The sequence below is a fragment of the Sphaerospermopsis sp. FACHB-1194 genome (genome assembly GCF_014696235.1).
Classification (GTDB): domain Bacteria; phylum Cyanobacteriota; class Cyanobacteriia; order Cyanobacteriales; family Nostocaceae; genus Sphaerospermopsis; species Sphaerospermopsis kisseleviana.
The window spans coordinates 37,753-55,964 of the sequence record NZ_JACJPU010000002.1 but is presented as its reverse complement, the minus strand read 5'-3'; the positions used below and the strand labels follow the sequence as shown (position 1 = coordinate 55,964).

Below are 18,212 nucleotides of genomic sequence, written 5' to 3'. Positions count from 1 at the left end.
ACTTTTTTTATTCCTGCTTTCTACTTTCTGCAATTAATAATTATTGGCATAACTAGCCACTTTCCTCTCAACTAACACAAGATTATCTACAGCATATTTCACAACCAATGATTCTTGTGTTGCATGACAAGAACTCTTTAAAACTCGCGTTTTCACCGCATCTTTCACCAGTTTAGCCTGGTAAGTATAAAGATAACCAGCAGGATTTTCATAAGTTAGCTCTGCTAACATTGTATTATTATCCATGCTTTGCTCTAAAATTTTACCTGCTACTTTATTATTAAACCAATTCCATCCTTGACTAAAAATCATTTCTCTTTCTAAAACCTGTAATACATAGGGCAAAATTCCCCAACCCCGATAAACTTTATGCAAAATTTGAATATCACCAGTCCGAGTTAAAATTGATCTGAAAGATTCTTGATCTAGTACACCATAATATCTTGCTTCTGGTAAATCTATAGCTGTGGGTGCAAAACGATGTCCGCCAAAATGGCTGGATCTCCAAATTCTCACATGATCAAATTGCAATTCAGAAATAGTATTTTTAGCATGAAAATAAAAAGGGTTGCCATATCTAGCACAACATTGATCATGGCTACCATGTGTACAAATTAAAATATCTCTGGTAACGCTATTTTCTACTTGAAAATCAGGATTTCCACCGGATAACCATTTCCGTACAACTCCTGCTACTTGTTCAATATTTGGTAATTTAAATTCTTGTTTGCGGTAGCCATGACTTAAACCTTCTTGTTTTTGATAAATTAATAATGTAGTTTCTTTTACTCTATGAGAGTCATCATTAGCAATTAACAAAAACCGAATTGGTAATTTACTACGCTGCACTTCTGCAACTAAAACCCGCAAATTATCAGGAACCCATTTAGAAGTAAATGCTTCTGACATCCAAGGAGTAGGACATTCTACTAAAATATAAGTCTGGTAGTTGGTTGCACTACCAATTATTTCTTCTCCTATTTGTCTTGAGTAGTCTGAGCAAAAAAACTTATTCATATCATTTTTTCCCAATAATTTGTTGTATGGACAAAGATAAATAAACAGTAAAATTGTGTCTCTAGCTACTACTTTCAGTGTTTTTTGATGTTCATAGATTTAGCAATTTAAGACATCTTGCCACTTTATAAGCTTCTGGTTTTTTCCAGTTTTTCCGGTTAATAAATCCTTTCTTTACAAAACTCAGCATCTATTGATTTAATCGGGATTAAATCGCTTAAATCTTAATGTGCTTTATTTTCATCAGTAGCTGAGTTATGTATATCTATGTTTATATATAAAATTTTACTTTCAAGAAGTCGGATTGTATCAGTTAGTGTCTTCATAATGATAAATATTCTCAACTAACAACAAAAAAATATAACCGAGCAAGCCTATGGCAACGGGCATGGTAAAAATGCGCCTGTCATCACCCCAAAGGTAGAATTTTAGCAAGTTATGGCAGTTTTCATCTGTTGTTTCTCCCGTGGTGCTGTACTTGCTGTTCATCAAACACAAAGATGCTGAAAGTCTTATGATGCTTGATTTTTGAATTTATGTATCAACTGTAACAGAATTTAAATGAAAAAGCAAGTAATTGCTCAAATCTTTATTTTTTGCTAATTTTTCTCATTATATCTAGCTTATATCCAGCGAATCATGATTTAATATAATAATCATTAAATTTTTCATTAGATTTTTCAATCACATAAATAACCAAGAGGTTATATTACAAAATATTGCTGTTTATTTAAGAACTTGTATTTTTAAACAAAATGTAAAAAATGATCTTCACATTTAGAACTATAGCCAATCATAAAAAAATAGATATTTCTATACAAAATCCAAAATCTAAAATCTAAAATCCAAATTTATTGGAAAGGGTCACACTATACACGACTGCAAAATTTTATTAACGAGATAATGGGGAATAGTCATAGTTAATCGGTAATGAGTCAAACTGTTTTTCTATCACCAATTACCAATTACCACTTATCAATTATCAATTATGGCATTAATATTAGCTCTTGATTTTGGTGGAACTAAACTAGCAGCAGCGACAGTAGAAGCAGGTTCTAGAGAATGGTTGCGTCATGAAAATAGACTCTCACCTGCAAATGCGGATGCTTTAAGTGATATAGAAATTATGCGATCGCTCATTGATTCCGTATTAGATCAACGTAAACCCGATGCCATTGGTGTTAGCTTTGGTGGACCAGTAGACGCAGACACAGGAATGGTGAGACTTTCCCATCATGTACCTGGTTGGGAAAACATTCCCCTCAAACTCTTGCTAGAAGAAGAATATCACGCCCCAGTCAGCATAGATAATGATGCTAACGTAGCTGCAATTGGTGAACATCGGTTTGGTGCAGGTCAAGGATACGACAGCTTATTTTACATTACCATTAGTACAGGAGTAGGCGGAGGTTGGATACTCAACAATAAACTCTGGCAAGGTGCGGGAGGAATGGCCGGAGAAATTGGCCATATAGTAGTAGATCCCACAGGTCCAGTATGCTTATGTGGAAAACGCGGATGTGTAGAACGTTTTGCATCTGGTCCTTATATTGCCCAAAATGCCAAAGAACTCTTGGAAAAACAACCGCCTAATTCTGGGGGAGGTACAAAAGGTGACATACTGAGGCAGTTAGTAGGTAATGATTTAAACTTAATCACCGGGCAAATAGTCAGTGTAGCCGCATCAAATGGAGATGAACTAGCAAAAGCGATATTATACAAAGCTGCTTGGGCGCTAGGTGTAGGTATTGGTAATGTTGCCAACTTAATGAACCCGCAAAGATTTGTATTAGGTGGTGGAGTGACAAAAGCTGGGGATAGTTTTTGGGCAACTGTACGCAAAATAGCCCAGGAAACCGCCTTACCAGAAGTGAATTTTGAAGTAGTGCGGGCGGTTTTGGGAGATGATGCGCCATTGTGGGGGGCGGTAGCTTTAGGTTTGGATGTAATGAGGTAATTATTTTGTGAAGTAATTATTTTCAGATTATCCAATGCGATCGCCTATTATTTACCTGTTATTTAAATTTGAAATTTTGAATTATTTACGCCAAAATTCACAATTTCAAATCTAAAATTCAGTCAGATAAATCACACGCTATACTAAAATTTAATCCCTTATTTATGTTTCCTATGGTTGTAAGTGCTTCCACCACCAATATCACCTGGGAACTCTTACCCGAAGACTTCATTTTAGACGATGAACCTGTGGATAATGTCAACCAACCGAGTCTAGCAGCAGCATTAACCGAAAGCCTAGAACTCGCGGGTAAACTGCCAGAAACTGCTATAGCTACCACTAATTATGGCATCTGTGCCACCGTAAATGGCAAATTTGTCATCAAAGCCCCTGATTGGGCTTACGTACCGCAAATTACCGTACCTAGAGAGCAAATTCAACGCAGCTACACCCCCCATAAACAGGGGCAAATTCCTGTAGTGGTAATGGAATTTCTTTCCGATACAGAAGGAAGTGAATATTCCAGTAAACGCACCTATCCCCCAGGAAAATGGTTTTTTTATGAACAAGTTTTACAAGTTCCTAACTACATCATTTTTCAACCAGACACCGGGGAATTAGAAGTACATAATTTGCAGGAAATCGGAGCTTATAAATTACGTTCCCCTAATGATAATAACCGTTATTGGTTAGCAGAAATGGAACTATTTATAGGTGTTTGGCAAGGAAAGCGTGAAAACCGTCAAGGTTACTGGTTACGCTGGTGGGATCAAGATGGTAATTTGTTACTTTGGGGTTCTGAGTTAGTACAACAAGAACGACTTGCTAAAGAACAAGAACGACTTGCTAAAGAAGCCGCCTTAAAACGCCTTGAAGAATTAGAAAAACGTCTGCGAGATGCTGGCATTTCTGATTAAATTTGTTTTAAATGTGTTCACATTGTTCACATAAATTAACCATAAATTCAAAAATCTTAAATCCTCAACTGCTGCCAAAAGTAGGGGATTTTTTATTTTTTAATCAGTAATTAAGTAAGCATTCAGCTATCAGCCTTTAGCAGTCAGCTTTTTCCAGGGTACTCCCAAACCCACTATTTGATAATCTACTGATTTATCAAACATTTCAACCTATACTTTCTGCCTGCTGCCTCCTGTAAGGGCGTTCGCGAAGCGTGCTGGAAGCATCAGCATTCGGGCGAACAATTATCAATTTTTATCACAATTTTCTTGTAAGGGCGAAGCATTCGGACGAACAATTATCAATTTTTATCACAATTTTCTTGTAAGGGCGAAGCATTCGGACGAACAATTATCAATTTTTATCACAGGTTATTTTCCGAATGCTTCGCCCCTACGACTCCTGAATTTTTACGTAATTAACATCTTTCTCAATCTTACAGCTACTTTAGATACAGAAGATCATCTAATGAGAGATTATGCTACTTTGTGGTTAGGAAAACAACCATGCTCCTCATTATTTAAGTTTTTCTGACATTGTTGATTTCTTAATAATTATTTAGTTGTAAAAGTAGACAATGATTTTCAAAATTGAATCAGAATTTTAACTTTTAGATTTAACAGAAGTTGGTAAGTGCAGATATACCAACTAACGTTAGAAATCAAAGTTATTGCGTAAATCCTGAAATCCTCATTTTTACAACTTCAACAGGATCACCATGACTATTCCTCTACTAAAATACGCTCCATCCAGCCAAAACCAAAGAGTTAAAAGTTTTGAAATTCCTGGAGAAGAATATCCAAGAATTTACACTACAGAAGGAACACCAGACACAGCAGAAATTGATCAGTTAATTTGGGCTGCTTATCGTCAAATATTCAACGAACAACAAATTCTAGTTAGCAACCGTCAATTAGCCCTAGAATCCCAATTAAAACACAAAAGTATTACTGTTAGGGATTTTATTCGGGGATTGTTATTATCTGAAACATTCCGCTTACGTAACTACAACGCGAATAACAATTATAGATTCGTGGAAATGAGTATACAACGAGTTTTGGGCAGGAATGTTTACAGTAAACAAGAAACAATGGCCTGGTCTATTGTGATTGGGACTAAGGGTTTACAAGGATTCATTGATGCACTGCTAAATAGTGAGGAGTATCAAACCAATTTTGGTGATAATACTGTTCCCTATCAACGTCGAAGAATTATTGCACAACATAGTAGAGGAGAGTTACCTTTTAGCCAATTTCCTCGTTATGATCAATACCATCGTCAACAACTAGAGAACTTTGGATATTTCCAAGCTAAAGCACCTGTAGGACATTGGTGGAAGCAGCACAAACCTCCTTACAATCCAGTTTCTTTATTGATGTCATCACCTCTTTTTTTCATAGAACATCTCGTCTTTTTTGCATTCATAGTTTATGTAATTCTCTCCTATTATGGTGTAGTTAGCTTGTAATATTACCATGCAATTGGTAATTGGTAATTGGTAATTGGTAATTGGTAATTGGTAATTGGTAATTGGTAATTGGTAATTGGTAATTGGTAATTAGATTATAAATCTTCCCAGTCACCAGTCACCAGTCCCCAGTCACCAGTCACCAGTCACCAGTCACCAGTCACCAGTCACCAGTCACCAGTCACCAGTCCCCAGTCACCAGTCCCCAGTCACCAGTCCCCAGTCTAACCTGCTATTTCCTGTTCTTCTCGCCATAATTGATATAACCGATTTGCAGGAATTGTTAAATACAAAATATCACCTGCACTTAAATTAGTTTCTAATAAATCCCAACCGTGTAAAGTTTGGTGATTTGTCTCTACATATAAAGGTACAAAATCCGCATATCTAGCTACATCTTTCACCCATTGACCACAAAAAGGATGATTAGGAGTAATCAAAGTTGCAAAAGCCACCCATAAATTATCACCTATAATTCCATTACCAATAATTCTCCCTCCCAACGCAGCAGCAGCAAAAGCCGGTGCAGCTAATTCTGCTGGACTTAATACAGCTTCAAAATCAAATACCTGTTTTGCCATCCCTGCAAAATCAGGATCAGCATAGTGAACAATTACCGGAATTCTTGATATTAAACTTTTGGCTTTGAGGGCAATTTCTAAATTAATAGCATCGTTATTAGTAACAGCTAAAACTGCGGACGCGGTATCTATATTACTGGTTTGTAAAGTTGTGCGAAAACTCGCATCTGCCAAAATGACAGGAATACCCATTCCCCTAGCAGTGTTGACATATCTATTATTAGCATCTGTTTCAATTACTACTACTTCATGTCCACTGGTATGAAGTTGTTGCACAATTTTAATTCCTATGCCACTTAAACCACAAACAATATAATGATGACGTTGGGGAATTCTGGCAGCATCCCAAAATTGTTTGAGACGAGTTCCTAAGACAAAATCCGTTAGCATAGCATACCAAATACCAAAAACTATTGCTCCTGCCAACATCATGAAAATGGTAAATAATTTAATATTATTTGGTGCTTCTTCTACAACTTTATCATTACCACCAGCACCAGTAATCATGCCCACAGCAAAATATAAGGCATCAACAAAGGAAATATTTAATTTAGCATAAACATAGGTAAAAGTGGCGATCAAAATAATGACTACTAATGCTATAGCCATTGCTAAGACTGATTGGGCGTGTTTTTGAAAATGGCGAATACTGGTGAAAATTTTAATCAGTTTTCTTGCCCATGATTTGCGGGTGTGATTGATGCGGGGTTGAGTGCCAATAATGAGGCGATCGCCTACTTTTAAATGTTGTTCTGCTAACACCGCTGACACTAAATTCATCTTCCCAAAAACAGGTAAATAATAAATCAGCATCCGTGATTTATCTTCCCACAAATCACTTATTTTTTGACCACGCCAAGGATGATTTTCATCAATATATTCTTCTTGAATTGGCCAAGTTTGCTCAAATAATTTGATTTGTCCTATGGCTTTATTTCCTAAAGCTGCAAATGTAAATACTGGTGCAGCCAACCCCACAACACTCATACTTAAATGATCTATAAGAGTGTGATCTAAACGTTCACCTAAATTAGTATTATAAAAACGGTTGATAATGCGAATATTAGGATTTAATACCCGCGCTTGCATCATCACTGACAAATTTACTGCATCATCAGCAGTAGCAATCACTAAAGTATGTGCCTGGTCAATTCCTGCTGCTTGCAGGGTAGAAGCTGCACAAAATTCACCAATAATTACATCTCCCGTTGCTTCACCAGCTATGGGTCTGCGATGAATACCAACAACTAACGCACCCTGTTGTCTCAACAAACGAAAGATTTTATATCCAGTCCGTCCTAAGCCACAAACAATAATTCGAGGTTTCATGAAACAGCAGCATAATTGTAATAATTCAGGAGTCGTAGGGGCGAAGTAGGGGCGAAGCATTCGGAAAATAACCTGTGATAAAAATTGATAATTTATCGCCCGAATGCTTCGCCCTTACCAAAAAATTGTGAGCAAAATTGATAATTTATCGCCCGAATGCTGATGCTTCCAGCACGCTTCGCGAACGCCCTTACAGCAGTCAGGAGTAAAATTTTTTGATGTAAATATTTTTCACTGGCTTGTTTACTTCATTTACCTGTAATACTCTGTATGAATCTCTATTTTTGCCTGATTTCTCTAAATAGAACTGTAACTGAACACACGATAGCGAGGAAATTAAACATTAAACATTAAACATTCCAGACACAAATGATTGAAATACTCCGTCTAGATAATTATAGGCCAGTAACAAAGCAGATGAAAAATATATTACAACCTAAAAAACTTGCTGTGATTGTTGCTTCTTTATTAGCAGCAGCAACAGTTTCTTATCCAATTTCAGCGCAAACCACACCCGGTCCAATAGCTGAACCTAATGTTAAACTCAATGTACAACGCACCAGCGGAACTTGTCCGCAAACAGTTGGTTTATGGTGGATAACTCTACCCTATGAAGGAGGTGCAGAACATACAGTAATTGCAGATACTAAAGCTTTTGCAGATTCAGTTAAATTAGTTGCTTCTAATAATAAGCAATTTGTAGAATTTGTTGCACCTTTACGCAGTAACTACGCTTCCTGTGTTGGACAAACTCGCAATCAAGAATATAAATTCTACACGGCACAATTTAAAAATAAAAAAGCCTATTTTCGGGTAGATTTGCGAAAAATTAACGCTCCTGCTCAGGAAATTACCTACAAAACTATTACGGCCTCTCGTCCTTATGTGCGGTGGGCGATCGCTGATTAGGTACAATATTCTTCCATCTCATCACTCATATACAGCAGTTCCCGACTACTCACATACTCAAATCAGTCGGGTTTCTCTGTAAATGAAGGGTTAAACCCCTCATACAAAACAATAAATCTTGCATGGTAAAATGATTTACAAATCAGTTATCAAATCACAAATTAAGTGTTTTAAAAACGACGGAAACCAAACATAAATGCGGATGATGGGTATTACCCCCTAGTGCTTTACTCACATTATCTTAGTTTTTAGCTATAACTTTTATCAGGTGTATGGTTCAAAGTCTCTCTGATCAAGTGTTAGCAATGAACGAGCAAAAATTTCTAAATTTCTAGCTAGAAAAATGCCAAATTGGCAACCACAAGCTAGAGAAGCAAGTTAAATTAAATTAGACAAACGAAAGCAAGACAGTTGCTAAAAAATTAAAAAAATTAGTTTCTGATTCTTGTTAAGTTTGTTGGACAATTAAATAAAATGATCGTTTGCTGCAATAGGAATACTCACTGAGTAGAAACGTTATCGTTATATAAATTACCCCCCTAATTTAACGATTAGCGTTATGTGTATATTCCCGAATCGCTTCAGCAGCAAATAGTAGAGTGGGAGAGAATGGCGCTTGGTAATGCCTCCTCCCACTCTCTTTTTTAGGGTATTTTGGTTGGGGATGTATAGCTGTAGACAGAGTAGTTAAGACATCTCCTGTAAGGGTTTAACATTGCTAAGTTTAATTTAAGCAGCAACTTTTTCTTCAAGAGGTTTAAAAGTCTTTTTAGTAGCACCGCAAATAGGACAACTCCAATCATCAGGAATTTCTACAAAAGGTGTACCAGGTGCAATACCCGAATCAGGATCACCAACAACAGGATCATAAATCATGCTGCACTGTCTACAAATCCATTTTTGAGTTGCGGGATCTTCACCTGCGACTCTCGTTACAGCTTGTCCACCATTTAATACTTCTAAAGCTTCAGCGTAGCGATCTGCGTGATAATTTTCAATGAATTTGAGCAACCCAAAACGGTGTGCTGCGGCGCGGAATGTATTAGCGTGTTCACTAGATTCTTGAGCTTGTTTGAGAAATTCTTCCGCTGCGGGATTATCTCTATCTTTTTGAGCAGCAGCAGCAAAATCAGGATACATGGTAGTGTATTCATAGGTTTCCCCTTCAATTGCCAAAGACAAACAACGAGACATAATTTCCCGTTTTTGTTCATCAGTTAAACTAGCTGCATCTTTGACAACCAGTTCTGGATGTAATAACTCAAAATGTGCAAAAGCGTGTTCAGTTTCTTGATCTGCTGTTTCCTTAAAAAGCTTCGCTAAGTCTGTAAAACCCAGTTTACGTGCCACATTTGCAAAAAACAGGTATTTACGATTTGCCATCGATTCTCCACCGAAAGCTGCTTCTAAGTTTTTTAGTGTCGTAAAATTTGACAAATCCATAATTTTTACTTGCCTGTTAAGTGATATTTCATGGTAAAAACAGACTCTTGAACTAAGGCAGATGAGGCAGCCAAAATATTTTTACAATATTTAAAGAGATGTTATAGAACCTGTTTTAGCCCATCTTTAATTACCCTTGTTATTAGCCGATTCAGGATAATTATAAATCTTAGATTATGAATATTTTATATTTTTTCTGTCAAAGTAGTTTATTGAAAATTATTGTTATTAGACTGAGGCTGTAAAAAGCGGAATTTTTGGCTTTTTTTTACCCTTTGTAAGCGGAGGTTATAAACCGTTCGGCTGACGCTCACGGCGGAAGCCTTGCATGAAACAATTATCAATTATCAATTGATCACTGTTGTATTTTGTCTTTTATACAGATGTACAAACTGCTGGAACTTCAACTGTGAAAATAGAGCCTTGAGGATGGTTATCCTGCAATGTTATTTTGCCTCCATGAGCTTTGATCGCCATTTTACAAAATGCCAATCCTAAACCGGTTTGATTGGTATTATTAACCATAGTTCCTATTTCATACTTATTAAAAATCTTTTCTTGCAGTTCTTTTTTAACTCCAGATCCAAAGTCAATAATCTCGAATTTTGCCGAATCATCTGCTAGATAATTGGCACGTAAAATGATTTTACTGTTAGCAGGAGAAAACTTAACTGCATTAGAAACAATATTATTTATAATGCGACGAAAGATAGGCTCATCTACTTTCATACAACTACCAGGTTTGGGTAGATCGCTGATAAATTGGATATTTTTATTTACTGCGATCGCAGTAAATCTACTGGATGCAGCAGCTGACGTAGGCTTTTATGGGTGACAAGCCAGATCAATTGATCATCATCATCTTTTAAGGAACAGCTTGCCCGTGCTGCACTCATCTGCAATATGGACTCAGCAACGGTTGTATCTGATGAAACCGTTAAAAGATTGGTTGTGATTGCTTGCTCTAATTGGGTCATTTCCGTTAAGGAGACTAAAAACATCAAAAAAAGAGTAATTATTCAATATAGTTATGACTGCGAATATGAAGTAAAATTAAAAACTTGAATTTCTAGTACCATGATCAAGATAGGCTATAAGTAGGTTTAATTAGCGAAAAATTGCCAGCAGTGAGCATATCTGATTGTATACTGCTATAATTTTATATTTTAGTTAGTGATAGTTGTAATACATATTATTTATATCCCTCATTATGATCAAGACCGCCCTCATAACAGGCATTACAGGTCAAGATGGCTACTATCTGAGCCATTTGCTTCTTAATCAAAATTACCGAGTTTTCGGTTTGGTATCTCCCCATAGACAAACTAACTTGTCAAAATTAGGAAGTTTAGCAGATAACGTAAAAATTTACACTGTTGATTTAAGAGATGCTGCGGGTTTATTAACTGCTGTTGAACAACTACAACCCCAGGAAATTTACAATTTAGCTGCTCCTAGTTTCGTTCCCGACTCTTGGAATGATCCTTTGGGAACTCTTGATCTGATTACAGGTACTGCTACTAGATTATTAGATGCAGTTCGCCAAGTTGGTTTATCCACAAGGTTTTATCAAGCTAGTAGTTCGGAAATGTTTGGTGATGTGACTACTGCTCCCCAAGATGAAGAAACTCACTTTCGTCCCAAAAATCCCTATGCAGCAGCAAAATTACACGCTCATTGGACGATGGTACATCACCGACAACGTTATGGTCTATTTGCCTGTAGTGGTATTTTATATAACCATGAATCCCCTTTGCGTCCGCCTCAGTTTGTCACCCGTAAAGTTTCTTTGGCGGTAGCTAAAATTAAATTGGGTTTAGCTCAAACCTTGGAAATGGGTAATTTGGATGCTCAACGAGATTGGGGTTTTGCCGGAGATCACGTGAATGCTATGTGGCGAATGCTACAAGCAAACGAGCCAGAAGAATATGTAATTGGTACAGGTAAACTCCACAGTGTCAGGGAATTAATTGCTACTGCTTTTGATTGTGTAGGACTGGATTGGGAAAAATATGTAATTGTGAATACTAATTTATTACGAGCAGATGAACATTTTCAACTGGTAGCTAATCCCAGTAAAGCCAAAAACAAGCTTGGTTGGGAACCAAAAGTGAGTTTTGAGCAACTTTTGGAAAATATGGTAAAAACAGATTTAGAATATTTAAACAGTTAATAATGTTGCTATTGTAAGGAGACTGGGGAATGGTGACTGGTGACTGGGGAGAAAAATTTTCGATTTTAGATTGGAATTGACAGAAACAATCCCTGCGGGTTCAACAGTTGCTCATGGGGGAAACCCCCAAGACCGCACTGCTTCACCAAAATCCAAAATCCTTTCATTGAATTACCAGTTACCAATTACCTGTTCCCACTGATAATTGATAACTAAAATAAGAATAGAGTAGAAAAATTTAAGAAATGAACCTTAATAACTTCCAACAAAATCTTGATAAACTGCGTCCTTGGCTGACTATATTAGCAGTAGCCTGGTTATTAGCATCCTTAGGCTTAGGCTGGTTAGTGAATTCCTTACTAATTATTTTTGGACTGTTATTAATAATACCAATTGTCGCCTTCTTTGGATTTCGCTGGTGGCTAAAAAGAAACTTAGTTACTGACAAATGTCCGGTTTGTGGATGTGAAATAACAAGTTTAAATAATAGCCAAGTGCAATGTCCAAATTGCGGAGAACAGCTATTAGTAAAAAATAGTCAATTTAGCCGCTTTGCACCAGAAGGTACAATTGATGTAACAGCAATTGAAGTTCCTGCCAAATCACTGGAAGAATGAACTAACATGAAATAGAATTCAGGAGTCAGGAGTCAGGAGTCAGGAGTCAGGAGTCAGGAGTCAGGAGTCAGGAGTCAGGAGTCAGGAGTCAGGAGTCAGGAGTCAGGAGTCAGGAGTCAGGAGGAAATTTGAAAATTGTTTTTCATCTCTCGAACTCAACAAAAGTGCAAGGTTTTTGAGGCTGTAGACGCTATATCTTTACACTTATTTTCCTGTTTATCAGCCTCAACCCTTTGATTTATCTGGGTTTTGCATTTTTTCAGCAAGCCCTAAATAATAATGTTGCCATGATTACCATATCAAAGGGTAATTGTTATACCATTTACGGATGCGTTCTGGTGAAACACCTAATAAATAAGCAAGAACGATAATTTGATTAAGTAAGGTAGTCTTAAAAATTCCCTTTTTTAACCATCTCCGGGGTGATGTAATTACAGGAACGTCAATTATTTGAACTTTACTTATACGTTTTAAACAGGTAATCAGTTCAAAATCTTCCATAATAGGTATTTGGGGAAAATTACCAACTTCTGCAAATGCGATTTTAGTTAAAAAAATAGCTTGATCACCATAGGGTAATTGATAAAAATGCGATCGCAACTTTACACCCCACTCTACCAAACGCAAACCCCAATGAGGTGCATCTATTCGCAAAGCAAAAGCACCAGCTATAATTCCAGGTTGTTGTAATGCGGTACGAATCATAGTATCAAAACCTTGAGGTAAAAGAGTATCAGCATGAAGAAACAGGAGAATTTCACCACTAGCGATCGCTGCACCTGTATTCATTTGTATAGCACGACCAGGAGCAGAAGAAATTACAGTTGCACCTAAAAATTGAGCAATAGTAGGTGTACCATCATTTGAACCACCATCAACAACAATGACTTCCACATTTGTACTTGATTGAGTGCTGGTAATTGCTGCTTTAATATTATTGGCTTCATTGAGAGTAGGTATAATAATTGAAATGCGTTGAGTTTTAATATCTTGATGCACCATATCAAATACCAGATGAACCACGTTAAAAATTAAAATTGAAAATTTTTGTAAAACATTAAGTTTAACACTCATACAGCAGATTGCAGATTAATCTGGTACAGAATATAACTAACTATGCTGCTATTCCTTCAAGTTATTGTGTGCATTGCTTTAGTCATTGCTGTGGGAACATGGCTTTCCCAAAGTGCTGATATTTTGGCAGAAAAAACCGGACTGGGGCGGACTTGGGTAGGTACAATTTTGTTAGCGGGTGTGACATCGTTACCAGAATTAGCCACAGGTACAAGTGCCATAGTGATGTTTAATTCTCCAGACTTAGCTGTAGGTGGCATTTTGGGCAGTTGTCTTTTCAATTTGCTGATTTTAGCATTACTCGATATTTACAACGGTCCTGATCCCTTATTGAAACGAGCGCAAATTAGTCACGGTTTAGCAGCAAGTTTAGGTTGTGGAATGCTGGGTATTACAGCTGCGGGAATGCTGTTGGGAAAAACAGATACTAATTTAGCTATGGGATGGGTGGGTATTCCTAGCGTGATTTTACTATTACTTTATTTTGTCAGCGCCCGGATAATTGCCCAATTTGAAACCAGAAGACGTGCAGAAGTATTAGAAGAAGAAGCAGAGGTTTTTCAATATCAACATATTACACCTGTGCAAGCATATCGCAGATTTATCATTCTCTCGGTAATGATTGTCATACTGGGTGTGTGGTTAGCATTTTTAGGCGATCGCGTTGCCGCAGTTACAGGTTTAGGACAAAGTTTTATTGGCGCACTTTTACTGGCTACAGCTACATCATTACCGGAAGTCGTGGCATCCCTGGCAGCAGTACGCCTTAATGCCGTAGATTTAGCAGTTTCTAACGTTTTTGGTTCAAATATCACTAATTTAGCAATTTTGGGCTTTTATGATTTGGTGTATTTACAGGGTAGTTTGTGGGCAAATATCAGTCAGATACATATTTTCACTGCCGTTGTTGGGATGATCATGACTTCCGTGGCCATCACAGGATTAATTTATCATGCTGTTAGTCGTTCACGTATGTATATTACCTGGGATGGATTAGCTCTGATTATCCTTTACTTAGGTGGTATGTACGTGATTTACCAGAACCTATTGTAAAGAAATGTTAAAGACAATGATACTGTAAGGGAATTTGCATAGATAAATCAAGGGATTGAGGATGATGAAAATTAAAATTGTGCATTAAAATTATGCAAGGCTTCGCCGTGAGCGTCAGTGGTAACAAAGCTTGCGGTAACAGAGCTTGTTGAATTATTGATATTAGTTCAAGATAGAGGAAAAATCAAATTGATTGTACCTGCTTTTAGCTGGTGTGAACTACGTTAAAAGTCAAATTGGCATTGTCTAAATTACAGTAAGCTATTTTAGTGCGTTTCTTCAAAATCTAGAATGGCTACTGTTAACGACAACTACCTGAAACTAAAAGCCGGTTATTTATTCCCCGAAATTGCAAGACGGGTAAATGCTTTCGCCCAAGCTAACCCCGATGCGAAAATCATCCGTTTGGGTATTGGTGATGTTACCGAACCCTTGCCAGAAGCTTGCCGGACTGCAATGATTAAGGCAGTGGAAGATATGGGCGATCGCTCTTCTTTCAAAGGTTACGGACCAGAACAAGGTTATGCTTGGTTACGGGAAAAAATCGCTGCTCAAGATTTCCAAGCTAGAGGCGCGAATGTAGAAGCTGATGAAATCTTCATCTCTGACGGTTCTAAATGCGATACAGGCAACATTTTAGAGATTTTTGGCAAAAATAACAAAATTGCTGTTACTGACCCTGTATACCCCGTTTACGTAGATACTAACGTGATGGCGGGTAATACTGGAGAAGCTAACGAAAAAGGCGAATATGCAGGTTTAGTTTATCTCCCAGTCACCGCAGAAAACAACTTTACCGCAGAAATACCCAAGGAAAAAGTAGATTTAATTTATCTGTGCTTTCCCAACAACCCCACCGGTGCGATCGCAACCAAAGAACATTTACAAGAGTGGGTAAACTACGCAAAAGCTAACGGATCAATTATTTTCTTTGACGCTGCTTACGAAGCATTTATCACCGATCCTAGTCTTCCCCATTCTATCTATGAAATTGAAGGCGCTAGAGATTGTGCCATTGAATTTCGTTCTTTCTCCAAAAATGCAGGTTTCACTGGTACACGATGCGCGTTAACCGTCGTTCCCAAAACCTTAAAAGCTAAAGCTGCTGATGGTTCTGATGTAGAATTGTGGAAATTATGGAACCGTCGTCAGTCTACCAAATTTAATGGTGTTTCCTACATTGTACAGCGTGGTGCAGAAGCGGTTTATTCTGAGGAAGGACAAGCACAAACCAAAGCTTTGGTAAGTTTCTACTTAGAAAATGCCAAAATTATCCGTGAACAACTCACCAACGCAGGTTTATCAGTTTATGGTGGAGTCAATGCACCTTATGTTTGGGTGAAAACACCTCATGGTTTAACCAGTTGGGAATTTTTCGATAAATTGCTACAAACTGTGAATGTTGTGGGAACTCCGGGTTCTGGTTTTGGTGCTGCGGGTGAAGGTTATTTCCGTATTTCCGCGTTTAACAGTCGGGAAAATGTGGAAGAAGCAATGAAGCGGATCACGGAGAAGTTTAAGGTTTAGTAGCTTGTAAATACCTTTAAAATCTCATGGTGGGCATTGCCCACCTGAATATTTGGTAGACTTGAGTTATGAGTATATTAGTTGAGAGGTAGAACTTATATGAAATTGATCATCAAAAATTTAGGACCTATTAAAAATAATACTCAAGCCATTGATTTATCTAAGGATTTTTTTGTATTTGTTGGCAGAAATAATAGTGGTAAAAGTTATGTTGCTCAGTTATTGTGGGCGATTTTTAATCAAGATATAATTAATAAATTTGCATTGGAAAATTTAGAGATTATTGATAATGAAATAGTTGAAAATGTTAATAAGGTTGAAGTTACTCCTGAACTAATAGGAAAAATATTAAGTAGATACAGCAACTTTTTACAAGAAGAGACAAAAAAAGAAATATTCAATACTGGAAAAGAAGCAACAATTTTTAATTTTAATAAAATTGCCATTAATTTTGATTATGAAATATCTGAATTAAAAGATGAGAAAATTGAAACTACTGTCTATATAAAAAAAGATGAGGAAGAAAATTCATTAGAGTACATAGAAATCAAAAAAGATCAAGGTGATTTGATATACTCTTTTGAAGAAAAGGACTTACCAGATAGTTTTCAGGAAATCTTTCCTAAGAGATTTTTGGACAGAAATTTACTCAACCAAAAAAAGTCTATTCTCATTGACATAATAATTAAAACTATGCTAAAACACAAGCATGAGACTTTTTTCTTACCTGCAAGCAGAATTTTCTTTCCTAACTTCTATCTTTATATTATTGACTTTGAAAGAAAAAAACGTGAACAAGATATCAAAAAACTTGTAGATTTATTAGAACGCCCTCGATCTCGTACTAAAGAGAAGATTAAATTAGCTGAATTAGAAGAATTAGATGTTTTTCAAAGACCATATACAAAACCTATTAATCAAGTCATTCAAAAACTGTTAGAAATGTATGATGCAAATATTGAGGATCATTATTTACATCTTTCTGAACAGCTACAAGAAATTCTTGGAGGTGAAATAAAAATTATTCGTCGAGAAGGAATTGGAGCAGCAGAATTTTATTTTCAAATAAGTTCTGTTGACGAACTTTTGCCAATGTATTTAGCTTCTTCTTCTGTCAACCAGTTAACACTTTTGGATACATATTTTAAATATTGGGCGGAAGAAAAAAATAATTTCTTAATGATAGATGAACCGGAAGTGAATTTACATCCAGAAAATCAGATTAAATTATTAAATATCTTAATCCAGTTCATCCAAAACGAAACCAGAAATAAAGTATTAATCACAACCCATAGTTCAATTTTAGCTAATGCTATTAATAACTATATATATTTGGATGTTCTGAAAAATCAACATGGTGTAAATGTAGAGAAAATTATCGAAGATAATAAATTATACTATGTTGATTCATCTGTATCTATCGCAAAGGAAAAAGTCGGTGTTTATTTCTTCACAGGTGATAAAATTATAGACTATGAAAGCGGTGATTATGGTATTTATTTTAGAAATTTTCGAGAAGTTGAAAATAACTTAGATAAATCACTTCGCATTCTGACTGATTATATTTATGTTCAGGAAGAAGAGGGTGACGATGAGTAAAGGTAATAAACGCGATGTGCGTAATTTGAGAGATGAATTTCACAAAGCTTTATCAAAACAAGAATTTATTATTGAAATTCCTGTAGCTGAAAATGAAATAATTGAAATTGAAGAAAAAAGTTATAATGCAAAATTGAAGAAGGTATGTATTCAAGAATTAAACTATTTTGATGAAAAGTCAACAGTAGAAAGAATCTGGAAAAACTTAAATCCCAAACAAGGTTATCATGAAGAAGAAATATATATAGATTTTAAAGGAATTTTATTTTATCAAACATTCTCTGAAAGAAAGAAATTAGAAGAAAATAAATATAGTAAATTTTCAGAAATTATCACAAGTGATAATAAATCTGGTACATTAATTTGTCAGACAATTCTGAGAGATCAAGATCAAATTAAAATTAAGTGTTTTTGTCACCCAGATATTGACAGTAAAACAGAAATTAGAATAACTTTAAAAAGTTTGTTATAATAGATACTTAATGGATAGTATTAAATTCCTATTACC

The 18,212-nt window shown here is 36.2% G+C and carries 18 protein-coding genes; 10 read left to right on the top strand and 8 right to left on the bottom strand.

What is annotated here, in order from left to right; all coding sequences use genetic code 11:
* Positions 1–33 precede the first annotated feature (33 nt).
* Positions 34–1,017, bottom strand: coding sequence for a sucrase ferredoxin (locus H6F45_RS01540; protein ID WP_190346288.1), 984 nt, complete (start codon positions 1,015–1,017; stop codon positions 34–36).
* Positions 1,018–1,326: 309 nt separating this feature from the next.
* Positions 1,327–1,506, bottom strand: coding sequence for a hypothetical protein (locus H6F45_RS01535; RefSeq protein WP_190346287.1), 180 nt, complete (start codon positions 1,504–1,506; stop codon positions 1,327–1,329).
* 499 nt (positions 1,507–2,005) lie between these two features.
* On the opposite strand from H6F45_RS01535, the gene H6F45_RS01530 reads away from it, so the two are divergent.
* The 3 genes from H6F45_RS01530 (at position 2,006) to H6F45_RS01520 (ending at position 5,399) form a co-directional block, all read left to right on the top strand.
* Positions 2,006–2,974 (top strand): ROK family protein, encoded by a 969-nt coding sequence (locus H6F45_RS01530; protein WP_096566549.1) that lies wholly within the window; start codon positions 2,006–2,008, stop codon positions 2,972–2,974.
* 173 nt (positions 2,975–3,147) lie between these two features.
* Entirely contained in the window at positions 3,148–3,891 is a 744-nt protein-coding gene (locus H6F45_RS01525; RefSeq protein ID WP_137668701.1) for a Uma2 family endonuclease, read from the top strand.
* Between the two features lie 758 nt (positions 3,892–4,649).
* Positions 4,650–5,399 (top strand): phycobilisome rod-core linker polypeptide, encoded by a 750-nt coding sequence (locus tag H6F45_RS01520; protein WP_096566547.1) that lies wholly within the window; start codon positions 4,650–4,652, stop codon positions 5,397–5,399.
* Here H6F45_RS01520 and H6F45_RS26845 read toward each other — a convergent pair.
* Together H6F45_RS26845 and H6F45_RS01515 are read right to left on the bottom strand one after the other, a co-directional pair.
* Positions 5,389–5,514, bottom strand: coding sequence for a hypothetical protein (locus tag H6F45_RS26845; protein ID WP_277876947.1), 126 nt, complete (start codon positions 5,512–5,514; stop codon positions 5,389–5,391). The two genes, H6F45_RS01520 and H6F45_RS26845, sit on opposite strands and share 11 nt — an antisense overlap.
* Before the next feature lie 109 nt (positions 5,515–5,623).
* The gene (locus tag H6F45_RS01515; RefSeq protein WP_190346286.1) at positions 5,624–7,309 is read right to left on the bottom strand and encodes an NAD-binding protein; all 1,686 of its coding nucleotides are present in this window, start codon (positions 7,307–7,309) and stop codon (positions 5,624–5,626) included.
* Between the two features lie 417 nt (positions 7,310–7,726).
* Between H6F45_RS01515 and H6F45_RS01510 the strand changes: the two genes are divergently transcribed.
* Positions 7,727–8,218, top strand: a complete 492-nt coding sequence (locus tag H6F45_RS01510) for a hypothetical protein (RefSeq protein WP_096566543.1) — start codon at positions 7,727–7,729, stop codon at positions 8,216–8,218.
* A 729-nt stretch (positions 8,219–8,947) separates the two neighbouring features.
* Here H6F45_RS01510 and H6F45_RS01505 read toward each other — a convergent pair.
* The 3 genes from H6F45_RS01505 to H6F45_RS01495 all read right to left on the bottom strand — a co-directional run bounded on the left by H6F45_RS01505 (position 8,948) and on the right by H6F45_RS01495 (position 10,638).
* Positions 8,948–9,661: a rubrerythrin family protein gene (locus tag H6F45_RS01505; RefSeq protein ID WP_137669549.1), complete on the bottom strand. Its 714-nt coding sequence runs from the start codon at positions 9,659–9,661 to the stop codon at positions 8,948–8,950.
* 375 nt (positions 9,662–10,036) lie between these two features.
* Positions 10,037–10,390, bottom strand: coding sequence for an ATP-binding protein (locus H6F45_RS01500; RefSeq protein ID WP_190346285.1), 354 nt, complete (start codon positions 10,388–10,390; stop codon positions 10,037–10,039).
* A 47-nt stretch (positions 10,391–10,437) separates the two neighbouring features.
* A complete protein-coding gene (locus H6F45_RS01495) occupies positions 10,438–10,638 on the bottom strand; it encodes a hypothetical protein (protein ID WP_190346284.1) in 201 nt (66 codons plus the stop codon).
* A 233-nt stretch (positions 10,639–10,871) separates the two neighbouring features.
* On the opposite strand from H6F45_RS01495, the gene H6F45_RS01490 reads away from it, so the two are divergent.
* Both H6F45_RS01490 and H6F45_RS01485 read left to right on the top strand, forming a co-directional pair.
* Complete coding sequence (locus H6F45_RS01490; RefSeq protein ID WP_187039376.1) at positions 10,872–11,834, top strand: GDP-mannose 4,6-dehydratase; 963 nt, start codon at positions 10,872–10,874, stop codon at positions 11,832–11,834.
* Between the two features lie 245 nt (positions 11,835–12,079).
* Positions 12,080–12,451 carry a hypothetical protein gene (locus H6F45_RS01485; RefSeq protein ID WP_137667328.1) on the top strand — a complete coding sequence of 124 codons (372 nt, stop codon included), beginning with the start codon at positions 12,080–12,082 and terminating at the stop codon, positions 12,449–12,451.
* Positions 12,452–12,742: 291 nt separating this feature from the next.
* On the opposite strand, the gene H6F45_RS01480 is transcribed toward H6F45_RS01485, so the two are convergent.
* Entirely contained in the window at positions 12,743–13,453 is a 711-nt protein-coding gene (locus H6F45_RS01480; protein ID WP_137667332.1) for a TIGR04283 family arsenosugar biosynthesis glycosyltransferase, read from the bottom strand.
* Between the two features lie 114 nt (positions 13,454–13,567).
* Between H6F45_RS01480 and H6F45_RS01475 the strand changes: the two genes are divergently transcribed.
* From H6F45_RS01475 to H6F45_RS01460, 4 genes are all read left to right on the top strand, one after another.
* Positions 13,568–14,578, top strand: a complete 1,011-nt coding sequence (locus tag H6F45_RS01475) for a cation transporter (protein ID WP_096566533.1) — start codon at positions 13,568–13,570, stop codon at positions 14,576–14,578.
* 291 nt (positions 14,579–14,869) lie between these two features.
* On the top strand, positions 14,870–16,105 hold the full coding sequence (locus tag H6F45_RS01470) for an LL-diaminopimelate aminotransferase (protein WP_137667327.1): 1,236 nt from the start codon (positions 14,870–14,872) through the stop codon (positions 16,103–16,105).
* A gap of 99 nt (positions 16,106–16,204) precedes the next feature.
* Positions 16,205–17,704, top strand: a complete 1,500-nt coding sequence (locus tag H6F45_RS01465) for an AAA family ATPase (RefSeq protein WP_190346283.1) — start codon at positions 16,205–16,207, stop codon at positions 17,702–17,704.
* The gene (locus H6F45_RS01460) at positions 17,697–18,176 is read left to right on the top strand and encodes a hypothetical protein (protein WP_242027387.1); all 480 of its coding nucleotides are present in this window, start codon (positions 17,697–17,699) and stop codon (positions 18,174–18,176) included. Before H6F45_RS01465 ends, H6F45_RS01460 begins: the two co-directional genes overlap by 8 nt.
* The last annotated feature ends 36 nt before the right edge of the window (positions 18,177–18,212 follow it).